This is a genomic window from Kamptonema formosum PCC 6407 (assembly GCF_000332155.1).
In the GTDB taxonomy this organism is placed as follows: Bacteria; Cyanobacteriota; Cyanobacteriia; order Cyanobacteriales; family Microcoleaceae; genus Kamptonema; species Kamptonema formosum.
On record NZ_KB235903.1, the window covers coordinates 1,500,344 to 1,523,068 of the forward strand.

Here is a 22,725-nt window from a genome sequence, read left to right on the forward strand (position 1 = left end):
AAGTAAGCGAGTTAAAAATTACGCTCTTTCAATTTTAATACTTTTGGAGGATGGCATGAACTACACATTTGAAATATTGGGTGTCTCTCCGATTTTATCCTTCTTTAATCAACAGCAAAAAATCCTAGCGGAATCTCCCAGCACTGGTGTAGAATACTTGGCAAACCGTAAATGTACCCTAGATGCCTTTGTGCAATCAGTAGAAACAGTTTCTCCTACTCGCGGCTGGGATGGCGATCGAGTAGTAGAAGCAGTGATTAGCTTCTGGATGGAAAACTCAGAAAGCATCCACTATTGGAAGTGTAGATTACAGGATGCCGGCAGCGAAAACCTATTAGTGGCACGAGTTGCTGATATCAAGTCTTTGCAGGCCACCTTTGAATCTCTCTTAGGAAAATAGGAATATTGGTAATGGGTAATTGGTAATGGGTAATTGGTAATTGGTAATTGGTAATTGGTAATTGAATCTTGGCCTAGAAACCGGGTTTTTGAGAGAATCTGTGGGTAACAACGAAGTATTTTCGTAAAAAACCCGGTTTCTTTGGTTAGGTGCGTAAGTCCTGTTAGTAAAAAAACCGGTTTCTTCGATCGCAGTAGTAAGTCCCATCCTAATTGCACCACCAACACCCAACTATGCAACTATGGGGAGAGGCATTAGGTTAAGGGAGATTGCTCTCGGCCTAACGGGTAGGCTACGCCAACGTTGCACTCGCAATGACAGATAATATATTATGTTCATCTACACTTAGCAATTAGCAATTAGCAATTAGCAATTACCAATTAGCAATTACCAATTACCAATTAGCAATTACCAATTACCAATTACCAATTACCAATTACCAAATATTATGTCCCGTTCTAAAGCCCTGCAATATTATATTTTCAGTCGTTTAATGCTGGCACCATTGATGCTGTGGACTATTACCACAGTAGTATTTTTACTGCTGCGAGCTACCCCCGGCGACCCAGTAGATGCAATTTTGGGGCCGCGAGCTCCGGCCAGCGTGAAAGAAGCTTTGCGATCGCAACTTGGTTTAGGCGACCCCCTGTGGCAACAATACCTCAACTACATGAAAGACTTACTAAGTTTTAACTTAGGAACCTCAATCACCAGTCGCGGCCAAACCGTGTGGCAAATTATCCAAGATAATTTCCCCGCAACAGTCGAACTAGCAGTATTTAGCATGGCCATAGCCGTAATAGTCGGTGTCACCGTCGGTTCCCTAGCAGCATCCCACCCCAACACCATCCTCGATGCCGGAGGCCGTTTATTTGGCATCATCACTTACTCCATACCCGCTTTTTGGGCAGGTATGGTATTACAATTAATTTTCGCAGTCCAGTTAGGTTGGTTTCCCTTGGGAACCAGATTTCCTGTCACTTTCCCCCCTCCACAAAACCTCACCGGACTATATGCTATTGACAGCCTTCTCAGCGGCAATATTAGCCAATTTTTCACAACTTTACACTATTTAGCACTCCCTAGCATGACGCTAGGAATTCTCCTCAGCGGCATTTTCGAGCGCATTGTGCGAGTTAACCTCAAGCAAACTTTGCAAGCGGATTATGTAGAAGCAGCTAGAGCTAGAGGTATTCCCGAATTACGGATTTTATGGTCTCATGCTCTGAAAAATGCCTTAATTCCAGTCATCACAGTTTTAGGATTAACTTTTGCCGCACTTTTAGGCGGTGCAATCTTAACAGAAGTAACATTTTCTTGGCCTGGGTTAGCCAATCGACTCTATCAGGCGATTTCAGATCGAGATTACCCAACAGTGCAGGGAATAGTCGTATTTTTTGCAGCAATTGTCGTGGTTGCTAGTATTGCGATCGATCTTTTAAATGCCTATATCGACCCGCGAATTAGGTACTAAAATCTATTGGTAGTACCGCCGTCTTGGTAGCATTCTTTATCACCAAGATGGCGGCGTTACGAAGGGTGATACGTCAATCTACTTACTTATCCGCTTTGAGAATGAGGACATCTTAATATTTTCTAGGTAATACTAGAAATAACAGATTTGAATTCTTGAGGAAATACTAATGAAAATATGGCATAGCATGGTGGCTTTATCGGCTGTCTTCACTCCATTTATGGCGGAGGCTGCTTTCAGCCAGCCTTTAAATTCCGAGTTTCCCAGAGTATCAAACCCGGAAGTTTACGTACCGATTTGCTATATCGAAACTACAAATGGCGCAACTCTGGATTTAAGAACCTTGTGCGGCTCCAATGCTGCCAGCACTAGGACTGCTCCCGTGAGTAACAATCGCAATAATTCAGACAATAGAACCAATCCAGGCAATCCCCAAACTAATCCAACGAATAACCCTAATACTCCTAATACTCCTGATACTAGCGAAAGAATAAGTGTCCCTACACCTAATAATCAGGGTAGGAATACAGGTGGCAATCCTAACCCCGGAAATATTGGAAACCCGACATTTGGTAATCCCAATGGCAGTCAATCTCCTGCTAATGGAACTAATACCGATGATGGCGTAGACTTTCCAGATAATACTGGGATTAATCTGCCAAGAGTTCCTTCGAGTGCTTTTGGGCCGGGAGGAACTGCACCAACTAGGGATAGTATTAACGGCCCTCAAAATCAGCAGTAATGAAAGTCTGTAGATGATATAGCGGTTTTCATTTGCATAAGAACAGGGTAATTGCTCATGGCTAATTGCTAATTCAGAGCAGTAGCTACACCATTGAAAACTGCTATATAAAACCCTCAAGGTTGGGATTTTAAAAAAAGTGTAATTCCTGTTGGCGTGTTGGCGGTGGAAGTGCCAAGATAAGTTAAGCCAAAACTTTATTGCTAGGAGCGAACAACTCTCATGTCAAACTTAGTTCAGCACTTAGACATCACCGCTCATCCCCGACTAGAGCAATCGTTAGGCTATCAAGGAGACAGCCGTTGGGTAGCTTGGCACTGGGAGCCGGAAATCCAACAGCTTATGTACTCTGATGGCAAAAACTTTGGAACTGGCAAGAATATGGCATGGCAGATTTTCTTGCAACATCGGCTCGTTAATCCTTCTATAAAAGACTATCAGTTAGTCGAAAGCGATCGCAACTGGTTGCTTTTAGACAGACAAAGCCGAAATATCTATGTCGGCGAAGGAAAAACCGTCCAAAGTTTGCTCGAACAGCCAGAAAGTTTAGCTTTACTTGCCTGTCTCGATGGTAATAACAATCCCATCAAAGAAACTGCTGAATCCGTACAACAGACACTAGGAAAATTTAGAACTTCAGACACTTTCCGCCATCTGACCAATTTTGTGCCCCTCGGCATTGCAGTGGGTTTAATAGTTGCTTTAGGTGCGGGAACTAAGTTGTGGGTAGTGCCAACTGTTCAACAACAATTAGCGGAAAAAATTCCTGTTTCGCCAGTTAGTCCAGATGCGAACTGTGGCATCGGCAGTTCTAATGATTTTTCTGCTTATGTGGCTTTTTCGACGGGAGATACTGAGCTTCATGTGATTGGTGTGTATGAAGCAGGAACAGATAATAGTAGTGGGAATCATCCCCCTGGCACGATTGATGTAAGAGTAGAACGTCAAAATAAGCGCATCGTTCTTGCACTTTCAGCTTACGAACCAGTCCGCTGGAATATTATCGCAGAACCAGGGGCAGAAATTGAAAAAATCATCGTCAATGGATACTACGAACAAACTATTTCTGGTGTTGGAGGAATTCCCATCGAACAGTATACCTATAACGGAAATGGAAGTTACCTCGGCAATTTTACTTACCAATGGGGTTCTCCTTCTGAAAGTATTAATACGCCGTCACTTGTCGATGTCCTCGAACAGCTCAATAACACAAATATAACTTCTTTTCAGGGATGCTACCGAGGCACAAGTTTTTCGATTAAATGAGGAGTATAGCTAGGGACTAGGGGCTAGGGACTAGGGACTAGGGACTATAGGAAAAGAGGGGTTAGGGGAAGAAGGGAAGAGAATCTATGGTGGCAGGAAATCAGAGTGTGTTAAATGCCTTGGCGGTTGCTATAAAATAGTAGAGTTGGCATGGCCAGCTCTACTGGATTTATCTCTTCCCAAATTTCCCCTTTTATGAAATACTGGCACGAAACGCTGGCAGTAGCGCAGCGCATTTTAACTGAATTATTGCGGCGGCGACGAAGCTTGGTTTTCTGGAGTATTTTTCCAATTTCTGTGTTACTTCTCAACGGATTTATTTTGGCAGAACGTGCTAAGCTCACAACTGCTAAAGCTTTTGAAAGTGCTGCTCCCGCAACTTTGGTAGGTGCGGCGCTATTTTTTAGTTGTTTAGGTGGTAGTGTGGCAACGGTGGTAGCAGAGCGAGAACAACAAACTCTTAAACGTTTGTTTATTTCACCCCTCAGTGGCACGTCTTACTTTTTAGGAATTTTTGTTGCTCACAGTTGTATTGGCATTGGTCAGACACTTTTAGTATATGCGATCGCGGCATTTTTAGGCGCACAATTTCAAGGTTCTATTCCTTTGGGATGTTTGATTATCTTATTAAGCATTATTTCTTATGTTGGCGTTGGCTTCATCCTGGGTACGCAATTTGCACGACGCACTGAAGATGTTAACTCGTTGGTAGCGGCTTTTGGCGTTCCTCTATTAATTTTAGGTGGTGCATTCTTGCCAGCTTCGCTATTTCCCAAAAATCTACTAGAACTTGCTAAATACAATCCGATTTATCACATGAATGAGGCCTTGATAGGTGTCTGGGCAAACGGTAAAGAGTTGTCTGATATTGGATATAACTTCTGGTTTTTATCTGTATTTGCTGTTTTAATGGTAGGAGGCGGTTGGCTGTCTTATCGGCGGATGTTGAGCGTAGAGAGAAGACTTTAAGGGAGTTTTAATTGCCCGTAACGCGGCCCTCTGGGAAGCGTTACGATAATTTGAGGTATAGAAAAAATGCTACAAATTGATAAGTTAAGTAAGTCTTATGGTAATCGTCCAGTGCTTGAAGATTTAACACTCCATATTCTAAGTGGAGAAATTTACGGTTTACTGGGGCCTAATGGTGCTGGCAAAACTACTACTATCAATATTTTATGCAATTTATTGAGAGCGGATAGCGGGAAAATTACAATCAATAATTTCCCTATCTCTGAGGCTACTAAATCTTTAATAGGCGTTGCACCGCAAGAAAATTTGCTTTACAAAAGCCTTAGTTGCGAAGAAAATTTAAATTTTTTTGCTCAAATTTATGGGCTAGATAGTAAGCTCCGTCGGTATCAGGTGCGGCAATGTTTAAAAGCCGTAAATTTGATCGACAGGGCAAATAGTTCAGTAGAAACTCTCAGCGGTGGAATGCAGCGAAGATTGAATATTGCTGTGGCTTTGGTACATCAACCTAAGTTGGTAATTTTAGATGAACCGACTACGGGTTTAGATATTGAAGCGCGTTATGAAATTTGGGATTTAATTCTACGTTTGAAAGCACAAGGAATTACTATCTTATTAACTACTCATTTGTTAGATGAAGCTGAGCGTCTTTGCGAGCGAATTGGGATTCTTAAAAATGGGAAAATTTTGGCTGAGGGCAGTTTGGAAGAGTTGCGAAAATTGATTCCAGCGCAAGAAGTAATCCTTGTCAAAACGCGGGAGGAAGAGAAAGCGATCGCGCGTGCTCGAGAATGCGGTTTCACCCCCCGCCGCTACGGTAGTGACTTAGCTTTTTGGTTGCCAGAACCTCTAGAATTAAAGGAGATTTTGTTGCGCTTTGACAGCATTTCTATTGACTCAATTGCCCGTCATCCGGTGCGGTTGGAGCATATTTATGTGGAGGTGACGCAACAAGAGGAAAGAGGAAAAACGCAAAAATAATACAAAATAATATCATGTCCGGCAAATTACTTACTATCTGTCATTGTTCGCTGTGCTCCGCAGATGATATAACAAAATAAAACGGGAAAGCAACTGATTACTTTCCCGCGATTTAAACTTTTACAAGCGATCAGAGTTAAGACTTACAATGGTTTTACCCAGGAAAGCCAAGTTTCCACAGGGCGGAAACCAACAGATGTGTACAACTTCGTTGCATTTGTTAAGCTTTCGGCATCGACACTGAGTTTAGCGGTATCTGCACCTGCGGCTTTTAAGTGATGCAATCCTGCGAGTAATACTGCTTTTCCTAAACCCATTTGTCGGAAACCGCGCCGCGTACCTAAAAACTCGATCCAGCCGTCGTTACTGCGGTTAAGGGCATTTTCTTCTGCTTTGATTTGGCAGTCGCAGAAAGCGGCAAAAGTACCATCGGGTGCGATCGCTACTAAGTCTAATTCTGGCTGATAACTGGTATCTTTCATCCACTGACGTACAGTTTCAACTGTTAAATCGTGGTGGTTCCAGTGATCGATAAATGACTCGTTGAACATCTCTACCCAAGGTTGAGCGTCTTTTTCGCCTGAGAGGTGAGATAATTTGAATTCTGCTGGAAATTCGGGTGTAGGAATTGCTTCCGATAGCGATCGCGCCATTGTTAAAAAGTAGCGATCGCTCGCGAAACCTTGTTTTTCTAACAAGCGGATTACTAAACTATTATTTTCGCGGGTGTAGGTACGCAATTTAACTGGCAATTTGCGCTCTATTCCTACTTCCTTCAACCGCTTTTCGCTCCAGTTAATTATGTCCTGTTCTAAACCTGCGTCACGCATTGAAGGATGGACATAAAACCAGAGATAACCGTCGATATCAATTTTTGATTCAGGGATATCTAACAGTGCTAAAGCTGTGAGTTTACCCCTAGTTTCCCACAATTGTACGTCGCGGGATTTGTCGAGGTAAGGTGCATTAAGTTTGAGTTTGAGTTCGCAAGCGGTTGCTTCTTCGTCTAATTGTTCGGCGGTTTGGCAAGCGTTTACTAAGTCTGCGATCGCCCGCCAGTCGCTTTCGCCCCTGTAGGAGCGCATGGTTAAAGTAGTCATAAAAAACTTGCAATCCGGTAATTCGGACTGTTCCTCTTAGTGGGTATTGCAAAATAAGTACAGCAGTACAGCGATTTAGGTCTGTGGTGTTATCGCAACCGCCAAGGCGGTTAGGGGTTAGGGGCTAGGGGCTAGGGGCTAGGGGCTAGGGGAAGAAGGAGAAGAAGAGAATTGAATCTGAATTCAGAACGTCCTAACCGACGAAAGCGGTTGCTATATCGCCAACAAACCTATTAATTCCTAATCAGGCAAATGTTAGATCTAGCGGTTTTCAGTTGTATGAGAATGGGCTAATTGCTAATTGCTAATTGCTAATTGCTAATTGGGAAAAAAGCTTCCCCTCCTCCAGAGATCCCCTGCTCCCCTCTCTTTCCCTAGCCCCTAGCCCCTAGCCCCTAGTCCCTTCTTTAATTTAGTTATGGAAAAATTGGGAATTTTTAACAGCCGCCTCGGAAGACAGCTATTAGTATTTGAGAATGTTCTTGATAAAGTCACGAAACCTCTTTTTGTCACTGAGGCTTTCATACTTTATCGAATTATGCACTCATAAAAAAATTTTGCCCTTTTGGGGTAGTTTGGTGTGTAATTTGTATGTCAGTATCAGGCTGGATTTACGCCCAATCTTCGTAGATGGCGTTTCAAACTGTCACCAAACCTGCTGTTTAAGTAACGGTGATTTGATTGTAAAGCTGCTCAGAAAAGCTAAGTAAAGAAATTTTTCACCCCCGGTGAAGTCTTTGGTTTTTACTTTTGCTCTGTTTTATATTACATCTTTTCTCAGGGATTTTCGCTTCCTCCCCTTGAGTGACCCGCTAGGGTGAGGGAGAAATCGAACTTGTTTAAAAGTACCCTAATATTACTATAACAGCAGCCACTTTTTTTGGCAAGTTTTTAGGTTGGGAAGTTATGGGTGGGGTGTGGACTGTGACAGATTGTGGGCCAGTTGCGATCGCACATAACTTTTTTGTGAAATTTTAGAGTTTAAACTTAGACAGGCGTTAGACTGGGGTTTTAATTTCCCATCCCGCAGAATCTCACCTACCACTCCTCAAAACTTCCGCCTGCGTTCCCTCATTCTCAAAAATAAGCTGATGTTAGACAACCTCGATTTGAATTTATCCCTGGATAAAGAAACCTACGATTCTAAGATCGAAGTTTTGATGAAGCAGTTGCGATCGCTGCAAAAAGCCTGCTGGGAAAAAAAATTACCCGTAATTCTCGTGCTCGAAGGTTGGGCCGCTGCGGGAAAAGGTGCCCTCGTCAAAAAAATGGTAGGATACATCGACCCGCGCGGGTTTACAGTTCATCCCATTTGGCCTGCAACAGATGAAGAGCGCAGCTATCCCTTCCTGTGGCGGTTTTGGCAGAAACTTCCCGCTCGCGGACAAATGAGTTTTTTCTATCACAGTTGGTACACCCACGTCTTAGAAGATCGATTATTTGAGCGCGTTTCCGATGCTCAAGTACCGATGGTAATGCGGCAAATTAACGCTTTTGAGCGACAAATGGTAGATGACGGCGCTGCGATCGCCAAATTCTGGATACACCTGAGCAAAAAAGAACTTAAAGGCCGACTCAAAAAATTAGAAAGCGACAAATTGCAAGCATGGCGCGTGCGGCCAGAAGATTGGCATCAAGCCAAAAATTACGACAAATATAGAACCTTTGCCGAAGAAATGGTCGTACAAACCAGCACGGGCCCCGCACCTTGGACATTAGTAGAAGGAGATTGTCAACGCTGGGCCAGAGTCAAAGTTTTAACCCAAATGGCCGCCACAATTACAGAAGCGCTCGATCGCCTCCATCTGCAAAGTCCTCCCCTAGCAGTGACAATTCAAAACCGCCTCGAACCCACAGAACCAGATTTTCTCGCCCAAGTTAATCTTTCTCAAGTATTAACATCTGAAGAATACAAACAAAAACTCCGTCAAGAACAGGTACGTCTCGGCAAATTGCAACAGAGTCTTCATCAACAAAAAATGTCAGTATTAATCTTATTTGAAGGCTGGGATGCTGCCGGAAAAGGAGGAGCAATTAAACGCTTAACCGACATTTTAGACCCTCGGAGTTATGTAGTAAATGCCTTTGCCGCACCAACAGATGAAGAAAAAGCCCATCACTACCTGTGGAGGTTCTGGCGCAAGTTACCAAATGCCGAAAAAATAGCAATTTTTGACCGGAGTTGGTATGGTCGAGTAATGGTTGAGCGCGTTGAAGGATTTGCTACGGAAACCGAATGGCGACGTGCTTATCAAGAGATTAATGAGTTTGAAGAACAATTGACTTCTGCCGGCTGCGTTTTAATTAAATTCTGGCTGCACATCAGCCAAGAAGAGCAATTAAAGCGGTTTACAGATCGCCAGGAAAATCCTTTTAAGCAATACAAACTCACCGATGAAGATTGGCGGAATCGAGAGAAGTGGCCGTTCTACGATGTAGCAGTAAATCAAATGATTCAGCGCACGAGTACACCTGCGGCTCCCTGGACTTTGATACCTGCTAATGACAAATATTATGCTCGCGTTAATGTAATTGAAACTGTGGTGCAAGCCATTCGGAATGAGTTAAAACGTAGATAATAGCTAGGGGAAGAAGGGGCTAGGGGCTAGGGGCTAGGGGCTAGGGTAAGAAGGGTAAGAAGAGGAAGATGGGGAGGGATTATTACCAATTACCAATTACCAATTACCAATTATCAATTACCAAAGATATTATGATTCGAGCAATTTTAATACTTTTAGTATTTATTTATATTATATATTCCAATATACTGGCTCCAATATTGCCGGACGAAAAGGATAAAAATAAGTACGAATCATTAGTCGTACTCTTAATGGTATCCCTAATCGTAACATTGGCAATAATAGGAATTTTTACACCTAATAGTCAGTTAGCATCGGCGGTGCGAAGCGGTTTGCTCGTTTTACTGACGACACCTCTAGGATTAGCAGTTTTACTTTTAATTTTCGCAACAACAGGCATAGTCAGCGGAGGTGTCAGAAACCCAGCCCCGAAAAGAATTATATCAGCTTTGCTACTATTAATTGTTGCTAGCAACCCATTAGTTGCTTTGTCACTAGCTGAGCAAGCAGAAAGAGAAGCTATACAACTAGTTCAAATTGAAACCTGCTGTCAAAATAAAGTAGGAGCAATAGTATTAGTTGGTCAGGGAACAACCGAGCCTAAAATCCCCTACCGCACTCAAATTCAACTAACTGATGCTGGCGATCGCATTGCCTATGCAGCTAGGTTATACCGACATGGTTTAGCCCCCTATCTGATTGTCAGCGCAGGTTATAGGCCGGATCTAGAGGGTCATGTTCTTGAAGCTGCTGATGTTAAGAGACTACTGGTAAAAATGGGTGTACTACCAGAAGATATTATCCTAGAAACCAAGTCCAAAAACTTGCATGAAAGTGCGATTCAAACTAGAATAATATTAAATAATAAAGGTCTTGGGGATAGAATCATCCTTGTGACCTCTGCAATTCAAATGGGCCGCGCTACCCGAACATTTATTAAGGAAAAAATGAGGGTTTCTCCGGCTCCCACAGATTTCTACACCTTTGAGCTAAATGCTAAACCCAGGCGTAGATTAATGGTAGTAGACTTTTTTCCGAGCGCCCAAGCACTATCTATTACTACGCGAATCATCCAGGAAGACTTCGCATATTTATACTATTTTGTGCGGGGCTGGTTGGGTTAGATTATTTCAAATTTAACCAACTTAAAGAAACCTCTCCTATTCGCGATCGCGAGTTGATTCTACCAAAGTACCCCGATCCAGAAAATTCTGACCATCCGATTCCTCTAACACTTGAGAGGCCTCTTCAGGAGAGCGAGAATCGCTAAATTCTCCCCTATTAACGATCAGAACATTAATCCCCAACGCTAACAGTAGTAAAATCACAAGAGAACCAAATCCAGATCCTTCTCCTCTCCGAAATTGCCCAGAATCAAGGTTAATCGTACCCTCAATCTCCTTTCCTTTCAAACGCCCATTCAGGCAAAAGCCGCGAAATCTGATTTGATTGTCTTCTAGTCTCGACATAATGATACCCCTATGTGGCAGATGCTAGTCCCCTGCTCTATTCGGCGGCGATCGCGCGTTTTCGGGAAAGATTGGCTGGGGTATTCTCCCCCTTTAGATAGAAAAATAAACAAGCTGAAGGTATTAGGTTAATATAGGAGAGGGGTAAGATGGGATGTAATTTGGGATTTTAGATGGCGGAATTGAAATTATTTCTGTATCCGAGCTTTATCCTGCTGCTGTACCGCACCTGACACCCAATTTAAAATTTCAATTCTAAATTCTAAACTCGATAGATGGCTGATTCTCGACGACTGCAAAAACTAATTGCCTACCTGCGCCCCCACTGGAAAAACGCATCCTGGGGCGTTTTATCTCTGTTGGTTGTTAATGCTGTAGGGGTTTACATTCCCTTGCTGATTCGCAATGGAATTGACGAGCTCCAAGTTGCGGTTAAATTCGACCGAATTTTACACTATTCGTTGCTAATTTTTGTGCTCGCTTCCATCATGTGGGCAATTCGGATGTTATCGCGGATCTTACTATTTGGGGTGGGTCGTCAGGTAGAATTTGACCTCAAACAAAAGATTTTTAATCGTCTTTTGACATTGGAACCATCCTATTTTGCTGGTAACACAGTTGGAGATTTAATTAATCGCGCTACTTCTGATGTGGAGAATATCCGCCGCTTAGTGGGTTTTGCGGTTTTGAGTTTAGCTAATACAGCATTTGCTTACGCCTTGACTTTACCTGTGATGTTAGGGATTAATGTGAAGTTAACTATCTTAGCCATTAGCGTTTATCCTTTAATGTTAGTTTTGGTGCAATTATTCAGCGATAAGCTTCGCATCCAGCAGTTAAATGTACAAGAGGAACTTTCCAGTATTAGCGATTTGATTCAGGAGGATATGAGCGGCATTTCTTTGATTAAGATTTACGCTCAAGAACAGAACGAAAGAAAAGCCTTTCGCGATTCTACTAAGCAGTTATTGGGGGCTAATTTAGAATTAGCTCAAACTCGGAATTTACTATTTCCTATACTCGGCGGTTTAGCCAGTTTAAGTTTGCTGGTAGTGCTCTCTGTAGGTGCTGGTGCGATCGCCAGTGGTGAAATCAGTATCGGTGATTTTGTTGCTCTACTTTTGTTCGTGGAACGTTTAGTTTTCCCGACTGCACTGCTGGGATTTACAATCACAGCTTACCAACGAGGAGAAGTCAGTATCGATCGCATTGAGTCAATTCTCATAGTTGAGCCAAAAATTAAAGATGCTGCTACTCCCGTCGAATTACCAAAACCAATCAAAGGTTGGCTAAGTGCACGTAACTTGAGCTATACTTACCCTGAAGCTAAAACGCCGGCTCTCAAGGATGTCAACTTCACAATTAAACCCGGAGAAACTGTTTCTATTGTCGGGCAAATTGGCTCTGGGAAGTCAACTTTAGCTAATGCTTTACCGCGTTTGTTAGATATTGGAATCGACCAATTGTTTTTAGATGGTAAAGATATTACACAACTGCGGTTAGTAGATTTGCGGGGCGCGATTGCCTACGTCCCTCAAGAAAGTTTCCTATTTAGTACCACCATCAAAAATAATATTCGCTACGGCAATCCTTTAGCAGAGCAACCAGAGATTGAAGAGGCGGCGAAACAAGCACAAATGCACTCGGAAATCCTGAATTTTCCCCAGCAATATAAAACAGTAGTTGGGGAACGTGGAATTATGCTATCAGGCGGACAGAGGCAGCGAATGGCATTAGCTAGAGCGTTGTTAATTGATGCACCAGTCTTGATTTTGGATGATGCTTTATCTAGTGTTGACAATCAAACTGCTACGGATATTTTAAAAAATTTGGCAACTGGAACTCAGCGCAAAACTGTGATTTTTATTTCTCATCAAATGTCAGCGGCTGCTACTGCTGACCGCATTTTTGTTATGGATAGCGGTGCAATTATCCAGACAGGAACTCATGGAGAACTTGTGCAGGAAAAAGGGCTTTACCAGTCCTTATGGAATCAGCAAAAGTTAGAGGAATTATTGCGTTAGGCAGGAGGCAGGAGGCAGGAGGCAGAACGAAGTATTTTCGTCAAAAAACCAGGTTTCTGTGGTTGGTTGCGTAAGTCCTGTAAGTGCTAACAATAAAATTGTCAAGAGTTATGATGGCGGTTCCCAGATCAACTACTGGAATGGATACCACGCTGTTGTAACTGCTGAAGAAAAAACTCTTCTAAACTAGGTCTAGCTAGGTTCATACCTATCAATTGTGCTCCCATCAGAGTGAGAGTAGCGATAAAATCTTGGGGACTAGCTTGCAAATGACCGTACCAGACCTCACCCTCCAGTTCTAAATCGGGTACCCATTTTTTAAGTACGTTTAAATGGCCACCTTTACCTTTAACATGGTAGGTTTCAGTTGTTCCCAACAGTTCATTAAGGTTGCCAATACAGATTAACTCGCCTTGGGCGAGGATACCGATGCGATCGCAGATTTGTTCCACATCTGAGAGGACGTGGCTATTAAAAAAAATTGTCTTCTTCTGGGCTTTGAGAGATAAAATAATCTCGCGCATTTGATAGCGTCCCATCGGATCGAGGCCCGACATCGGCTCATCGAGAAATACTAACACTGGATCGTTAATCAGTGCTTGAGCCATGCCAATCCTTTGCAGCATTCCTTTAGAATATTGGCGCAACTGTTTTTTGATTGCTGCTGACTTAGCTAGCCCCACCAAGTCTAACAAATCGGGAATGCGCTGGCGCTGCACGGAGGCTGGAATTTGGAACAATCCAGCGGTAAACTGTAAGAATTCCCAGCCAGTGAGATAATCGTAGAAATAGGGATTTTCTGGGAGGTAGCCGACTCGCTGTTTGACAGTGCGATCGCCCAATGGTTGACCCAAAAGCAGCCCCCACCCAGATGTAGGCCGCACGATACCTAGCAGCGTTTTCAGCAGGGTAGTTTTTCCCGCACCGTTTTGGCCCAAAAGTCCGAAAGTTTCCCCCTGAAAGACGGTCAGAGTGCAGCTTTTGAGAGATTCAATTTTTTGATTCATCCAAAAACCAGTGCGGTATAGCTTGCCAAGTTGAGAGGTTTCTACCGCTGGAGTTGGTTCTGGCTTGTTGATGGGGATTAAATCTACAGCAGTATCCATAGAGGGCGTTAGTCTGTGCTTTTAATACTGATTCTAATCTGGTTTGAGGCGCGATCGCTTGCGGCAAGCAGGGAAAATTCCCAATAGTTTACATTTCTAATCATCGCCCATATAATCCCTCAGAAACACCAGTTGACCGATCATTTCCTCTGCTGACTTTACAGCTATTAATCTCATGACCCCACGCAACTGAGTACCTACAGAGTATTGCTGTTGCGCTCCGATAATGATGCCTGCATGAGAGTTCTCTACTGCCATAAATGTACTGTGCAAACGGCAGAAATCTCCCACATTAAAAGTGTATATGACTCTGCCTAGCTCACTTGCTAATACCAGATGTATTTCATCGCTAGTCCCTGTTATTTCAAGCTCACCAACGGTAATCGCATCTACACCCCGCACCCGCAAAGCTTGGACGAGTTGCCGATCCATTGCATCCTCATCCATGTATAAACGAATCTGACTCATAGCTGCTTGCCAACTCCATAAATAGAGTGAAAATGCTCATAATCTGCTTGTTCGGCAGCTAGATACGCTTCTATTTCGTCTTTATTGGTGTGATAATAAGTGAGAGCTGCATAAATTTGTCCTAAAGTCAAATGTCCAATCCGGTTAGCGATTTCCTCTGCATTCCATCCCATTTTGTACCAACCTGCAATTCTCTGAACAGAAACCCTACTTCCCTCAATTCGGGGACGACCCCCGCAGGTTCCGGGCGTAGAAACAATCAGCGTCCCGATGTCAATAGCCGTTGACATATTTACCTCTGTTGTATATTATCTCTGATTCTAATCTGGTTCGAGGCGCGATCGCGAATCCTCCCAATTTGAGATAGTATAGACATATAGATGTGCCTACATATTGCTGGACATGGATCGATCGAAGATTATTGCTATTGTCACTGGTGCGATTTCTGTATTTTTAGCGATCGCCTACCTCATCCTCGTCCAACTATTAGACTTCCGAGGCGAAATGCTACCTGCACCCCAAAGTCAACTAACGCCATCAGTGGAAATTGCCTATTTTCCCGCACAAAAATGAAACTGAGAATTTTCGCGATCGCAGCATTCTTAATTCCTCTGAACTCAGTAACGCCAATTCAAGCTACTACCTTCCCCATTTTTAAGGAAAATTGGCCAACTCTCAACTCTCCTCTAATTAAGGAGAATCCAGAGATATCTTTGAGCACTGCTTCCCCAACAAAAGGTATAATTCTTACTCAAGCTAACACCAACAGTGCAGCCCTTACTTTAGGACAAGCTGCCGATATCATTAGTCGGTGGCTGGATGTCAAGCAAAAAGTATTTGCTCCCCCCTTCGATCGTGAAAGCCTTGCTAGCCTGACTACAGGTATTTTGTATGCCGACACTGTTAAAGCCATTGAGTATTTGAAAAATAACAAGGCTTACTATCGCTACGGCGTGCAAAAAGTTGAATCCGTCGAACGGTTTGCAGCATCGGGAAACAAAGCAACTATAGAAGTTAGAGTTACCGAAGATGTCACCCTTTATCAAAATGGTCAAGTCGAGAATAGTAGTTTTAATACCAAACTGGTTCGCTACAGTTTAGAGTATTGGGATGGCGTGTGGAAAATAGCTGATGCCCAAGTAATTTATTAAATGAAGGAAGAAGGAAGAAGGAAGAAGGAAGAGGGATGAAGGAAGAGGGATGAAGGGAGAGAAAAAATTAGCTATCTTAGAGATCGGAAAACTTTACTGTAACTTTATATAACTAGAAAACAACCTCGATTTTTTAAAGAGTTGGTAAAGTTCCCCTAAAACTCCTTGTGCTGTTAAGCACAACATCTTATCCTACTTAATGAAACCAATAAGAAATTATAGTAGCTTTTATTTGCATGAGGAACAATCTGCTAATTGTTAACTGTTAACTGCTAATTGTTAATTGTTAACTGTTAACTGTTAACTGTTAACTGTTAACTGTTAATTGGGGAAATTTTCTCCCCATCCTCCCCATCCTCCCCATCCTCCCCATCTCCCCATCTCCCTCTCCTTCTTCCCTAGCCCCTAGCCCCTAGCCCCTAGCCCCTTCTTCAAAAGCATAAAAAAGTTTCCCCGAAATATAGCCAAAAAACCCAGTTTCTTCAAGAAACCGGGTTTTTTTCTTAATAAGCTTGCGTTGCCTTAATCATGTGATAAGCAATAAGCAATTGCGTCAAAGCTAGGGGATAACTCTGAAGCACTTCCCCAGTTGTACCCACAAGTTTGCCAATTTCAGGGTTGCCTTCCATGCTGCAAAATCCGCGCAAGTGAGGCATTTCATTACAGAGAATCTTCTCTAATTCATTCACCTGTGCGCTAGTGGCGTGAGAATCCACTTCTAAAACATCAACAGGTTTACCCATATCCCGATCCAATCCCAAGCGAATTGCGGGTTTAAAACTGGGACTACCTCGATCTAAAATCTCGGTAAAGTTAGGATGAGGAATAGTTGGTCTGAGTACCAAGCGCACGTTAAGATTAGAAGCATCTTTCTCATCGGGCGGGTAAAATGTAACCACTACATCTGCTGCTTTCCTTTGAGGACGGATGAACTCTTCAGAATCAGGCTCGCGTTTTTCTAGTTCTGCTCGCACTTGTTCTTCCGTGTAGCCCCGTTTCATAGTATCGCGCTTGATCTTCCACTGGGCGCGTAGTGACTCAGGGGGAGCCAGGTAAACTTTAACATCGTAGGATTCCCTCACTCCGCGAGTAGCATAACCGAGTAACCCTTCCATGATCACAAATTTACTCGGCTTAATATACTCCGGGGGATCGAAAGCACCCGTCGTGTGGTTATAAATTGGTTTGAGGATGGGTTGTCCGGTTCGCAGCAGAGTTAGGTGTTGCTGCATGATATCCAAGTGGTTGCAGTCGGGGTGCAAAGCTGTGATCCCGATTTCGGCCCTCTGTTTTCTGTCGTATCGGTGATAGTCATCTGTACAGATGACGGTAACGCTATCCTCTCCCAATATTTGAGCAATACCTCGCGTCAGAGTTGTTTTGCCCGCCGCACTATCACCAACAATACCGAGCATAATTGGACGTTGATTCATAATTTTCACCCCGCCGTACTATAGTAAGTTAGTTGTAAACTTTATACTGTATCAAATTTACGCTCATTAGAATAGAGGGGAGCGCTTGGAGTTGGGTAACTGATTCTACTTTGCCAGGCGGAGCAAGTGAGGGTGGTAAAGGGGAGTTGGTCGGAATTAGGCATTGGTAAAATAATAAAGTTCTATAAATTTTTGTGACGTTAAAATGCGGATGCCTGTAAATCCTCTGAGGATTAGTAAATCGCGATCGCCAGTAATAAGTGCCTTAGTATTGGCAGATAAATCACTCAGCGATACTTCATAGGCTATAACGAAATTATACTAATTTTCACAAGTTATCCAGCAGGTCGAACCCCTGTAACTTCCCTTAAATAGAAATTTATGTTAAGTGGATTTACTTACTATCCTCATTTTTTAGACCAACACTTTATAAGCCCCTTTAGTTTCAACGATCTCAGTCATGTAGGGCAGCATACGCCGTTGCATAAAACTTACCATAGGAGTATTGTCTTGTTGCACAGTCCAAATACCATAGGGAATTCCACTATCGTAATGATACTTAATTGCTTGAGTTAATAAACAAATAGCACGCCCCATCTTTTGCAATTCTTTCTTGACAAACAATCTACTATATCTAATTGTGTCTGGTGCTAAACGATGAGTAATCATCCATCCTACCACTTCTCCTTGATAACGAAGACCTAAACTATTGAGCGGTTCGATAATTTTTTCTTCGGAAAAAGGGGAGAGAATGTCTGGATACCAAGGCTCGGCTTGCTGTTTTTTTAATATTTCTCTTCGTTCACCTTCAGTTAAATCGCGCCAAAAAAATGTAGTGAACGAGTCAGGGAGTCTACATCGAGAGATCCAATCTGCTGATAGCATCTGCTTTGGCGTAGCTTTACAAATAAACATTCTTGACTGGGGAGAACTCCAATTAGATTTGATCAGCAGGCGTTCTATGGCAGGTGTTGTTGTTTTGTCTGTTGTATAGCTCAAGTTGGCGGTAGTACAGCCTTCCTTAACTAATTCTTGTTCTAATTGAGCTAACATTGCTGTACCAATTCCCTGACAGCGATGTTTGGAATCAACGAAAATAGAAAGGACTTCAGCATTATGTTCATCGGGTAAAATTTCAGCTAGTACCAAACCCACAGGCTGGTCATCGGTGTTAGCACCAATCGCCACAAATGGGCTTTTACCATTTAATAATTTTAAATAATTTCTATAGGCAGGATAGGTCATACCTACATAATTTCCTGCTGTAAAAAGATTGAGTTTATTTATTGAATACATTGATATTCATTCTTTAGTAAAAAGGGAAAGAGTGAGGACACTTATAGTATTCCTCACCGGCATAAAGCTCCTTGGTACAATTAGTAGGGTGCGTCAGTAGCATCACCTTGATTCTTTCGCTAGAAACTACAGTCTGACGCACCCTACAAGTTAATAGAAACCCGGTTTCTAGTTTTATACTTCGCTTATTCCCAATAATTTTAGGAAATAAACCGGTTTCTAGACAATTGCGTAAGTCCTGTCTCAGAAATACAGAAGGAAGTAAATTTGGGTGTGCTAATTGTCTAAATTGAATACAGAGACGGGCAGGATGCCCATCCCACAATAATTGTAGAAAAATTGACTGTCAAATTAGATGCGTAGCAGCTTAGTACTAATTGCAACCAGGCACGCCTGGGGTGTTGGTAATCACCCGGCTACTCCCACCCCTGCGACGACCACCTGCGATAGCTTCCAATTCCGCATCAGAAAGTTCTTCGGTGTCATCCGTTGGTTTAGATGGCAACACTAGGTAATAGGTAGTAGGGGTTTCTTCTACTATCTGGATGGTGATTCCAGGGATATTATCCACACCCATTTCCTTAGCAATGACTGCTGTGGGGTTACTGAGTAGTTCTTGCTTAAATGACTCGTCCTGCCAAGCTTTGGCAATCAGTTTGGCTTGTAGTTCTTCACGAGTCATTGGTTCCGGTTGAGATGTTGATGAAGTCATGGGAAAAAACCTCTATTTAGATGTTGTACATGACTGAGGTGGCATGAGAAAGCTACCTCAAATTTAGTGTGGTTTTAGGGTAACACTGGTTACAGCCCTTGATCGCGATCGTTACAAGTTTGTAATATTTTCAGAGTGATTTGGACAAATACTCTCTTGGCATTGAATTCATTAATGTTGTTTCTAAGTATTAAAGCTAACTAAAAAATAGAGAGTTAGGGAGTAATAACCAAGTTATTCTGGATTAGTTCCACAATAATACAGAAGGAAGTAAATTTGGGTGTGCTAATCGTAATAGTTGATAGCCAATCCCCGCCGTACCGCGAAAGAAACTTGGACTGTAAAAATCTCCTTCAATTTGGGGATACAGAGAAAAATGACCTAAATGTTTTGCTCTAGCTATTAGATAGGAAGTTTGTTTTTGGGCAAGTTCCCATAAGTCTGAACGCGATAGTTTTTGTGCAGCCACCATTAGCAATTCTATTCTGCCAAAGTTGCCACAGCATAGATGATCTATACTTTGTAAACCAAACTGCTGAGTTGTGTCTGCTGCGTCGGCGATTTCTTGCAAAATTTGGGCAGTTTCCAGAATCTCTAAGCTACCTAAACGAGCTAAACCAATACCAGGAGCACCATGACACCAGCTTGTCATAAAACTAGGTTGCTGTTCGTTTGGGTTAAAAGATCGGAAGTCTGGCCAATTTTTAGCGCTAGCAGAAAAGACGCTGGCTTCATAGGCTTGTGCTTCCTGTGCAGCTTTGAGAAACACCGGATCGGAGGTGGATTTGTACAGCCGAAGCAAAGCATAGGCAATGCCTGCTGCACCATGAGAAAATCCTGTTAATAATTTTGATTCGATACTTTGTCCAGCTTTCAAGCCAGACTGAGTGCAAGCAGTACGGTGATTTAGCAAGTGATAACCGCAGGCGATCGCAGTATCTAAAACAATAGGTTCTTTGATGACGGAATGTAAACTTAGTAATCCTAGTATGGCTCCGGCTGCACCTGCCAAAACGTCAAAAGTGCGATCGCGCGCGATCGCTTCCGGGGTAATCAAAGAAGCAACAACTTTACTCAAATCCAGCAATTCAGGTGCATCCAAAAATTGGCTAACCCGTACTAGAGCATAAACAATCGAGCCTAATCCGCTAGCACCACCAATGCCAATTTCTTTAACCATTCTAGACACGAATTGCGATTTTTCATCTTGCAATATCTGTCCCAGGGGTTGCAACGCTGCCAGGGCTAAATCGCGATATTGTGCTTCACCTGTCACCTTTGCCAGTGCTGCCAAAAATAAAGCTATCCCGCTCGTACCGTCGTATAAGCCATATTCTAAAGATTGAAGTTGCAACCGTTGAGCATTGGGGATGTATTCTAAACTAATCCAAGTAGCAGAACCGTTAGCACCCCGAATCGCCCGTTGTGCTATTTCTTTACCAATCGCGATCGCTTCCTCCACTATTATCGCTTCCTCCACTATTTCTGCTGATGTCAGCAAAGGAAATTCATCCCCATCCAAACTAAAAGTGACTTCATCAGTTGCCGCATTACTACCCATGTTGCCCCCAACCCGCGAGTAGAAAGCAGCCCGAATTAAACCAATTTGTTCTGCTAAGTCTGCATCGCTGAGTTGGTGTAATTGAGATATCGCTTGCTGATAACTTGCTGCTTTGAAGTAGTTCTCAATCATCAACTCAGAGCTAAGCATAAAATTGGTACTATCAGCAGCAGTCGAGAAATAAGGAAAATCCATTTGTTCAACAGATTGGATTTCTATTTGTTTAATCGCCCAAGCTGCTGGCTTAGTATCAACCATCAAAAATGCTCGACTCAATACATCTAATTCTATGCTGCGATCGACACCACTTTGCAAAAATTTAGGCTGCAATGTCTTTCGCATCAATTGATTATATATTTCCGTATTCCGAAGCGTCACCCGTACTTGGCGATCGCCTAAAGTAGCTAAAGGAGAATCAGTTGCCAACAGCGCTTGTCGCCATTGCATCAAAAACTGATACATTTGTTGGCAACCATTTACAATCTCATTAATATAATCATTAGCTACCAAAATCCTGCCATTGAGCGAAACAGTATTGGCTCCAACTACAGAGATATATTCAGAGAAACCTACCATATTGTCAGTATTGATATTTTTCCACTTTCGCACCTTAAAAAAATTTCCGTCTTGGGCAGATCCTCCCAACGCACTAATATCATAAGCGATATTTCTATCTGCCTTAAATACCCACGTTGGTAGTAATCTACTTCGCAGTACAGATCGCCCAATTTGCTGATTCGCTAAAAATTCTGCTGCTAGTTCTTGCCCATCTTCTACAAATTCGGAGACATCTGGATGTATTAGAGTTTCCGTATCTATCAAAACAGGGTGTTCTCCACTCGCAATCAAATTTTCATAATGGCCATCAGTTTCCCCTAATATGTACAACAGACATATCAGCATTCCTGCCCGTTGGTAGTAGCGTTGTGCTTCTGATTCCGACTCACAGGGCAAATGTTCTACATACTCTACCCAGCCATAGGTATTGCAGTTAATGACTTTAAGTAACTTGAATGGTAAAGGACAATTGTGTTGATTAAACCAAGCCAGCAAATCAAAATAAACCACTTCTAAACCTAAGCTTCTAGGTTTGTATATTAATTTTTCTCCAGGATTAAAAGTAATTTCAATGACAGCCCTCCCTTGATTATGAGCATCGGAAATACCAAGCTTGATTTCTACAACTGAAGTAAATTTTTTGGAGAAAGTGGAGTTAATTATTGGTAAATCTGAAGCCAAGCGATTAATAAATTCTGCTGTTGCGTCTACCCAAAATTCTAACTTTATTGCTAAAATTCGCGCTAAAACATTGTATTTTTTTAAGCAAGATAATAAACCTTCATCTGTGACTGTTTTAATAAAATTTTGATAATGTGTTTTAGCCGAACTCCCTTGAGCTTGGGCGAATAAGCGAATCAATCCAGATTGCTTTATGGCAGAAAACAGAGAAAATTCAAATTCTAGAGTTGGCTCACATAGTAATCTTAATTCTTTTAATAAATTCTGCTCTAAATTAATTTGAGCGGCTGGTGAAAGTAAGTTATAATTATCAGCTACGCGATCGATCAATTTTTGTATTCCTACTTGTATAAAAGGCAAATAAAATTCTTCAAATGGTACGGGATTTTCAGCCTCTAAATATCGATAAATACTCGGATCTTCTCTTGAAACATTAGTTTGCAGAACTTCTCTAAGAGTTTCTGCCCAAGAGGGGAGACATTTCTCGTCAGCAAGTTTAACAGCACCTAAAACCTGACGCACTTGATTGATATCTAAATTATCCCAGGCGAGGCGTTTAGAAAATTTATCCCAATCACCTTGAGTACACAAAAGACACCAATGCTCTAGGGTTAGATCGATACTTTTATCATTGGGTTGTAACGGATCTGGGATAAAGCTATCGCTTAAACGATCGTTTATTGTACTAGCTCTTTCTACGATGCTAATTAAATCTTGTTGAGTAACTTTCATTACCTCATTAACTAGGGGCGACC

20 protein-coding genes are annotated in these 22,725 nt (G+C 42.4%); 11 read left to right on the plus strand and 9 right to left on the minus strand.

The genetic code is table 11. The features are described 5' to 3' along the window. The first annotated feature begins 55 nt into the window (after positions 1–55). The 6 genes from OSCIL6407_RS0111490 to OSCIL6407_RS0111520 all read left to right on the plus strand — a co-directional run bounded on the left by OSCIL6407_RS0111490 (position 56) and on the right by OSCIL6407_RS0111520 (position 5,832). Positions 56–400 carry a hypothetical protein gene (locus tag OSCIL6407_RS0111490; RefSeq protein WP_019487240.1) on the plus strand — a complete coding sequence of 115 codons (345 nt, stop codon included), beginning with the start codon at positions 56–58 and terminating at the stop codon, positions 398–400. 448 nt (positions 401–848) lie between these two features. Beyond that, positions 849–1,874 (plus strand): ABC transporter permease, encoded by a 1,026-nt coding sequence (locus OSCIL6407_RS0111500; RefSeq protein ID WP_007358494.1) that lies wholly within the window; start codon positions 849–851, stop codon positions 1,872–1,874. 169 nt (positions 1,875–2,043) lie between these two features. Continuing rightward, positions 2,044–2,616, plus strand: a complete 573-nt coding sequence (locus OSCIL6407_RS0111505) for a hypothetical protein (RefSeq protein WP_007358495.1) — start codon at positions 2,044–2,046, stop codon at positions 2,614–2,616. Between the two features lie 222 nt (positions 2,617–2,838). Then, positions 2,839–3,882, plus strand: coding sequence for a hypothetical protein (locus OSCIL6407_RS0111510; RefSeq protein WP_007358496.1), 1,044 nt, complete (start codon positions 2,839–2,841; stop codon positions 3,880–3,882). Positions 3,883–4,032: 150 nt separating this feature from the next. Next, positions 4,033–4,851: an ABC transporter permease gene (locus OSCIL6407_RS0111515; protein ID WP_007358497.1), complete on the plus strand. Its 819-nt coding sequence runs from the start codon at positions 4,033–4,035 to the stop codon at positions 4,849–4,851. 66 nt (positions 4,852–4,917) lie between these two features. Then, entirely contained in the window at positions 4,918–5,832 is a 915-nt protein-coding gene (locus tag OSCIL6407_RS0111520; protein ID WP_007358498.1) for an ABC transporter ATP-binding protein, read from the plus strand. Between the two features lie 143 nt (positions 5,833–5,975). Here the strand turns inward: OSCIL6407_RS0111520 and OSCIL6407_RS0111525 are convergent, their stop codons facing one another. Next, positions 5,976–6,932 (minus strand): GNAT family N-acetyltransferase, encoded by a 957-nt coding sequence (locus OSCIL6407_RS0111525; RefSeq protein ID WP_007358499.1) that lies wholly within the window; start codon positions 6,930–6,932, stop codon positions 5,976–5,978. 1,091 nt (positions 6,933–8,023) lie between these two features. Here OSCIL6407_RS0111525 and pap point away from each other — a divergent pair. Next, positions 8,024–9,511, plus strand: coding sequence for a polyphosphate:AMP phosphotransferase (pap, locus tag OSCIL6407_RS0111530; protein ID WP_007358501.1), 1,488 nt, complete (start codon positions 8,024–8,026; stop codon positions 9,509–9,511). Positions 9,512–9,579: 68 nt separating this feature from the next. Next, complete coding sequence (locus tag OSCIL6407_RS0111535; protein ID WP_007358502.1) at positions 9,580–10,635, plus strand: YdcF family protein; 1,056 nt, start codon at positions 9,580–9,582, stop codon at positions 10,633–10,635. 36 nt (positions 10,636–10,671) lie between these two features. Here the strand turns inward: OSCIL6407_RS0111535 and OSCIL6407_RS0111540 are convergent, their stop codons facing one another. Then, positions 10,672–10,980, minus strand: a complete 309-nt coding sequence (locus tag OSCIL6407_RS0111540; protein ID WP_007358503.1) for a hypothetical protein — start codon at positions 10,978–10,980, stop codon at positions 10,672–10,674. Between the two features lie 275 nt (positions 10,981–11,255). Between OSCIL6407_RS0111540 and OSCIL6407_RS0111545 the strand changes: the two genes are divergently transcribed. Next, positions 11,256–13,004, plus strand: a complete 1,749-nt coding sequence (locus OSCIL6407_RS0111545; RefSeq protein ID WP_007358504.1) for an ABC transporter ATP-binding protein — start codon at positions 11,256–11,258, stop codon at positions 13,002–13,004. 128 nt (positions 13,005–13,132) lie between these two features. Here the strand turns inward: OSCIL6407_RS0111545 and OSCIL6407_RS0111550 are convergent, their stop codons facing one another. From OSCIL6407_RS0111550 to OSCIL6407_RS0111560, 3 genes are all read right to left on the minus strand, one after another. Continuing rightward, entirely contained in the window at positions 13,133–14,110 is a 978-nt protein-coding gene (locus OSCIL6407_RS0111550; protein ID WP_007358505.1) for an ABC transporter ATP-binding protein, read from the minus strand. A 96-nt stretch (positions 14,111–14,206) separates the two neighbouring features. After that, entirely contained in the window at positions 14,207–14,578 is a 372-nt protein-coding gene (locus OSCIL6407_RS0111555) for a DUF5615 family PIN-like protein (RefSeq protein WP_007358506.1), read from the minus strand. Beyond that, positions 14,575–14,868 (minus strand): DUF433 domain-containing protein, encoded by a 294-nt coding sequence (locus OSCIL6407_RS0111560; RefSeq protein ID WP_007358507.1) that lies wholly within the window; start codon positions 14,866–14,868, stop codon positions 14,575–14,577. Before OSCIL6407_RS0111560 ends, OSCIL6407_RS0111555 begins: the two co-directional genes overlap by 4 nt. Positions 14,869–14,980: 112 nt before the next feature. Between OSCIL6407_RS0111560 and OSCIL6407_RS30605 the strand changes: the two genes are divergently transcribed. After that, positions 14,981–15,151 (plus strand): hypothetical protein, encoded by a 171-nt coding sequence (locus tag OSCIL6407_RS30605; RefSeq protein ID WP_007358508.1) that lies wholly within the window; start codon positions 14,981–14,983, stop codon positions 15,149–15,151. After that, the gene (locus OSCIL6407_RS0111570) at positions 15,148–15,729 is read left to right on the plus strand and encodes an ARC6/PARC6 family protein (protein WP_007358509.1); all 582 of its coding nucleotides are present in this window, start codon (positions 15,148–15,150) and stop codon (positions 15,727–15,729) included. Before OSCIL6407_RS30605 ends, OSCIL6407_RS0111570 begins: the two co-directional genes overlap by 4 nt. 503 nt (positions 15,730–16,232) lie before the next feature. Here the strand turns inward: OSCIL6407_RS0111570 and OSCIL6407_RS0111575 are convergent. From OSCIL6407_RS0111575 to OSCIL6407_RS0111590, 4 genes are all read right to left on the minus strand, one after another. Beyond that, positions 16,233–17,162: a phosphoribulokinase gene (locus tag OSCIL6407_RS0111575; RefSeq protein WP_007358510.1), complete on the minus strand. Its 930-nt coding sequence runs from the start codon at positions 17,160–17,162 to the stop codon at positions 16,233–16,235. Positions 17,163–17,576: 414 nt separating this feature from the next. Next, positions 17,577–18,458, minus strand: coding sequence for a GNAT family N-acetyltransferase (locus OSCIL6407_RS0111580; RefSeq protein WP_007358511.1), 882 nt, complete (start codon positions 18,456–18,458; stop codon positions 17,577–17,579). A gap of 373 nt (positions 18,459–18,831) precedes the next feature. Further along, entirely contained in the window at positions 18,832–19,170 is a 339-nt protein-coding gene (locus tag OSCIL6407_RS0111585) for an NHLP leader peptide family RiPP precursor (RefSeq protein ID WP_007358513.1), read from the minus strand. A 244-nt stretch (positions 19,171–19,414) separates the two neighbouring features. Continuing rightward, complete coding sequence (locus OSCIL6407_RS0111590; protein WP_007358514.1) at positions 19,415–22,702, minus strand: type 2 lanthipeptide synthetase LanM family protein; 3,288 nt, start codon at positions 22,700–22,702, stop codon at positions 19,415–19,417. Between the last annotated feature and the right edge of the window lie 23 nt (positions 22,703–22,725).

Bases quoted from the DNA above. Each gene is read 5' to 3' on its own strand.
- OSCIL6407_RS0111535 (WP_007358502.1), top strand. From the start codon at position 9,580: ATGGGGAGGGATTATTACCAATTACCAATTACCAATTACCAATTATCA.
- OSCIL6407_RS0111590 (WP_007358514.1), bottom strand. From the start codon at position 22,702: ATGAAAGTTACTCAACAAGATTTAATTAGCATCGTAGAAAGAGCTAGT.
- OSCIL6407_RS0111515 (WP_007358497.1), top strand. From the start codon at position 4,033: ATGGCCAGCTCTACTGGATTTATCTCTTCCCAAATTTCCCCTTTTATG.
- OSCIL6407_RS0111520 (WP_007358498.1), top strand. From the start codon at position 4,918: ATGCTACAAATTGATAAGTTAAGTAAGTCTTATGGTAATCGTCCAGTG.
- OSCIL6407_RS0111560 (WP_007358507.1), bottom strand. From the start codon at position 14,868: ATGTCAACGGCTATTGACATCGGGACGCTGATTGTTTCTACGCCCGGA.
- OSCIL6407_RS0111510 (WP_007358496.1), top strand. From the start codon at position 2,839: ATGTCAAACTTAGTTCAGCACTTAGACATCACCGCTCATCCCCGACTA.
- OSCIL6407_RS0111575 (WP_007358510.1), bottom strand. From the start codon at position 17,162: ATGAATCAACGTCCAATTATGCTCGGTATTGTTGGTGATAGTGCGGCG.
- pap (WP_007358501.1), top strand. From the start codon at position 8,024: ATGTTAGACAACCTCGATTTGAATTTATCCCTGGATAAAGAAACCTAC.
- OSCIL6407_RS0111525 (WP_007358499.1), bottom strand. From the start codon at position 6,932: ATGACTACTTTAACCATGCGCTCCTACAGGGGCGAAAGCGACTGGCGG.
- OSCIL6407_RS0111540 (WP_007358503.1), bottom strand. From the start codon at position 10,980: ATGTCGAGACTAGAAGACAATCAAATCAGATTTCGCGGCTTTTGCCTG.
- OSCIL6407_RS0111555 (WP_007358506.1), bottom strand. From the start codon at position 14,578: ATGAGTCAGATTCGTTTATACATGGATGAGGATGCAATGGATCGGCAA.
- OSCIL6407_RS0111585 (WP_007358513.1), bottom strand. From the start codon at position 19,170: ATGACTTCATCAACATCTCAACCGGAACCAATGACTCGTGAAGAACTA.
- OSCIL6407_RS0111580 (WP_007358511.1), bottom strand. From the start codon at position 18,458: ATGTATTCAATAAATAAACTCAATCTTTTTACAGCAGGAAATTATGTA.
- OSCIL6407_RS0111550 (WP_007358505.1), bottom strand. From the start codon at position 14,110: ATGGATACTGCTGTAGATTTAATCCCCATCAACAAGCCAGAACCAACT.
- OSCIL6407_RS0111500 (WP_007358494.1), top strand. From the start codon at position 849: ATGTCCCGTTCTAAAGCCCTGCAATATTATATTTTCAGTCGTTTAATG.
- OSCIL6407_RS0111570 (WP_007358509.1), top strand. From the start codon at position 15,148: ATGAAACTGAGAATTTTCGCGATCGCAGCATTCTTAATTCCTCTGAAC.
- OSCIL6407_RS0111490 (WP_019487240.1), top strand. From the start codon at position 56: ATGAACTACACATTTGAAATATTGGGTGTCTCTCCGATTTTATCCTTC.
- OSCIL6407_RS0111545 (WP_007358504.1), top strand. From the start codon at position 11,256: ATGGCTGATTCTCGACGACTGCAAAAACTAATTGCCTACCTGCGCCCC.
- OSCIL6407_RS0111505 (WP_007358495.1), top strand. From the start codon at position 2,044: ATGAAAATATGGCATAGCATGGTGGCTTTATCGGCTGTCTTCACTCCA.
- OSCIL6407_RS30605 (WP_007358508.1), top strand. From the start codon at position 14,981: ATGGATCGATCGAAGATTATTGCTATTGTCACTGGTGCGATTTCTGTA.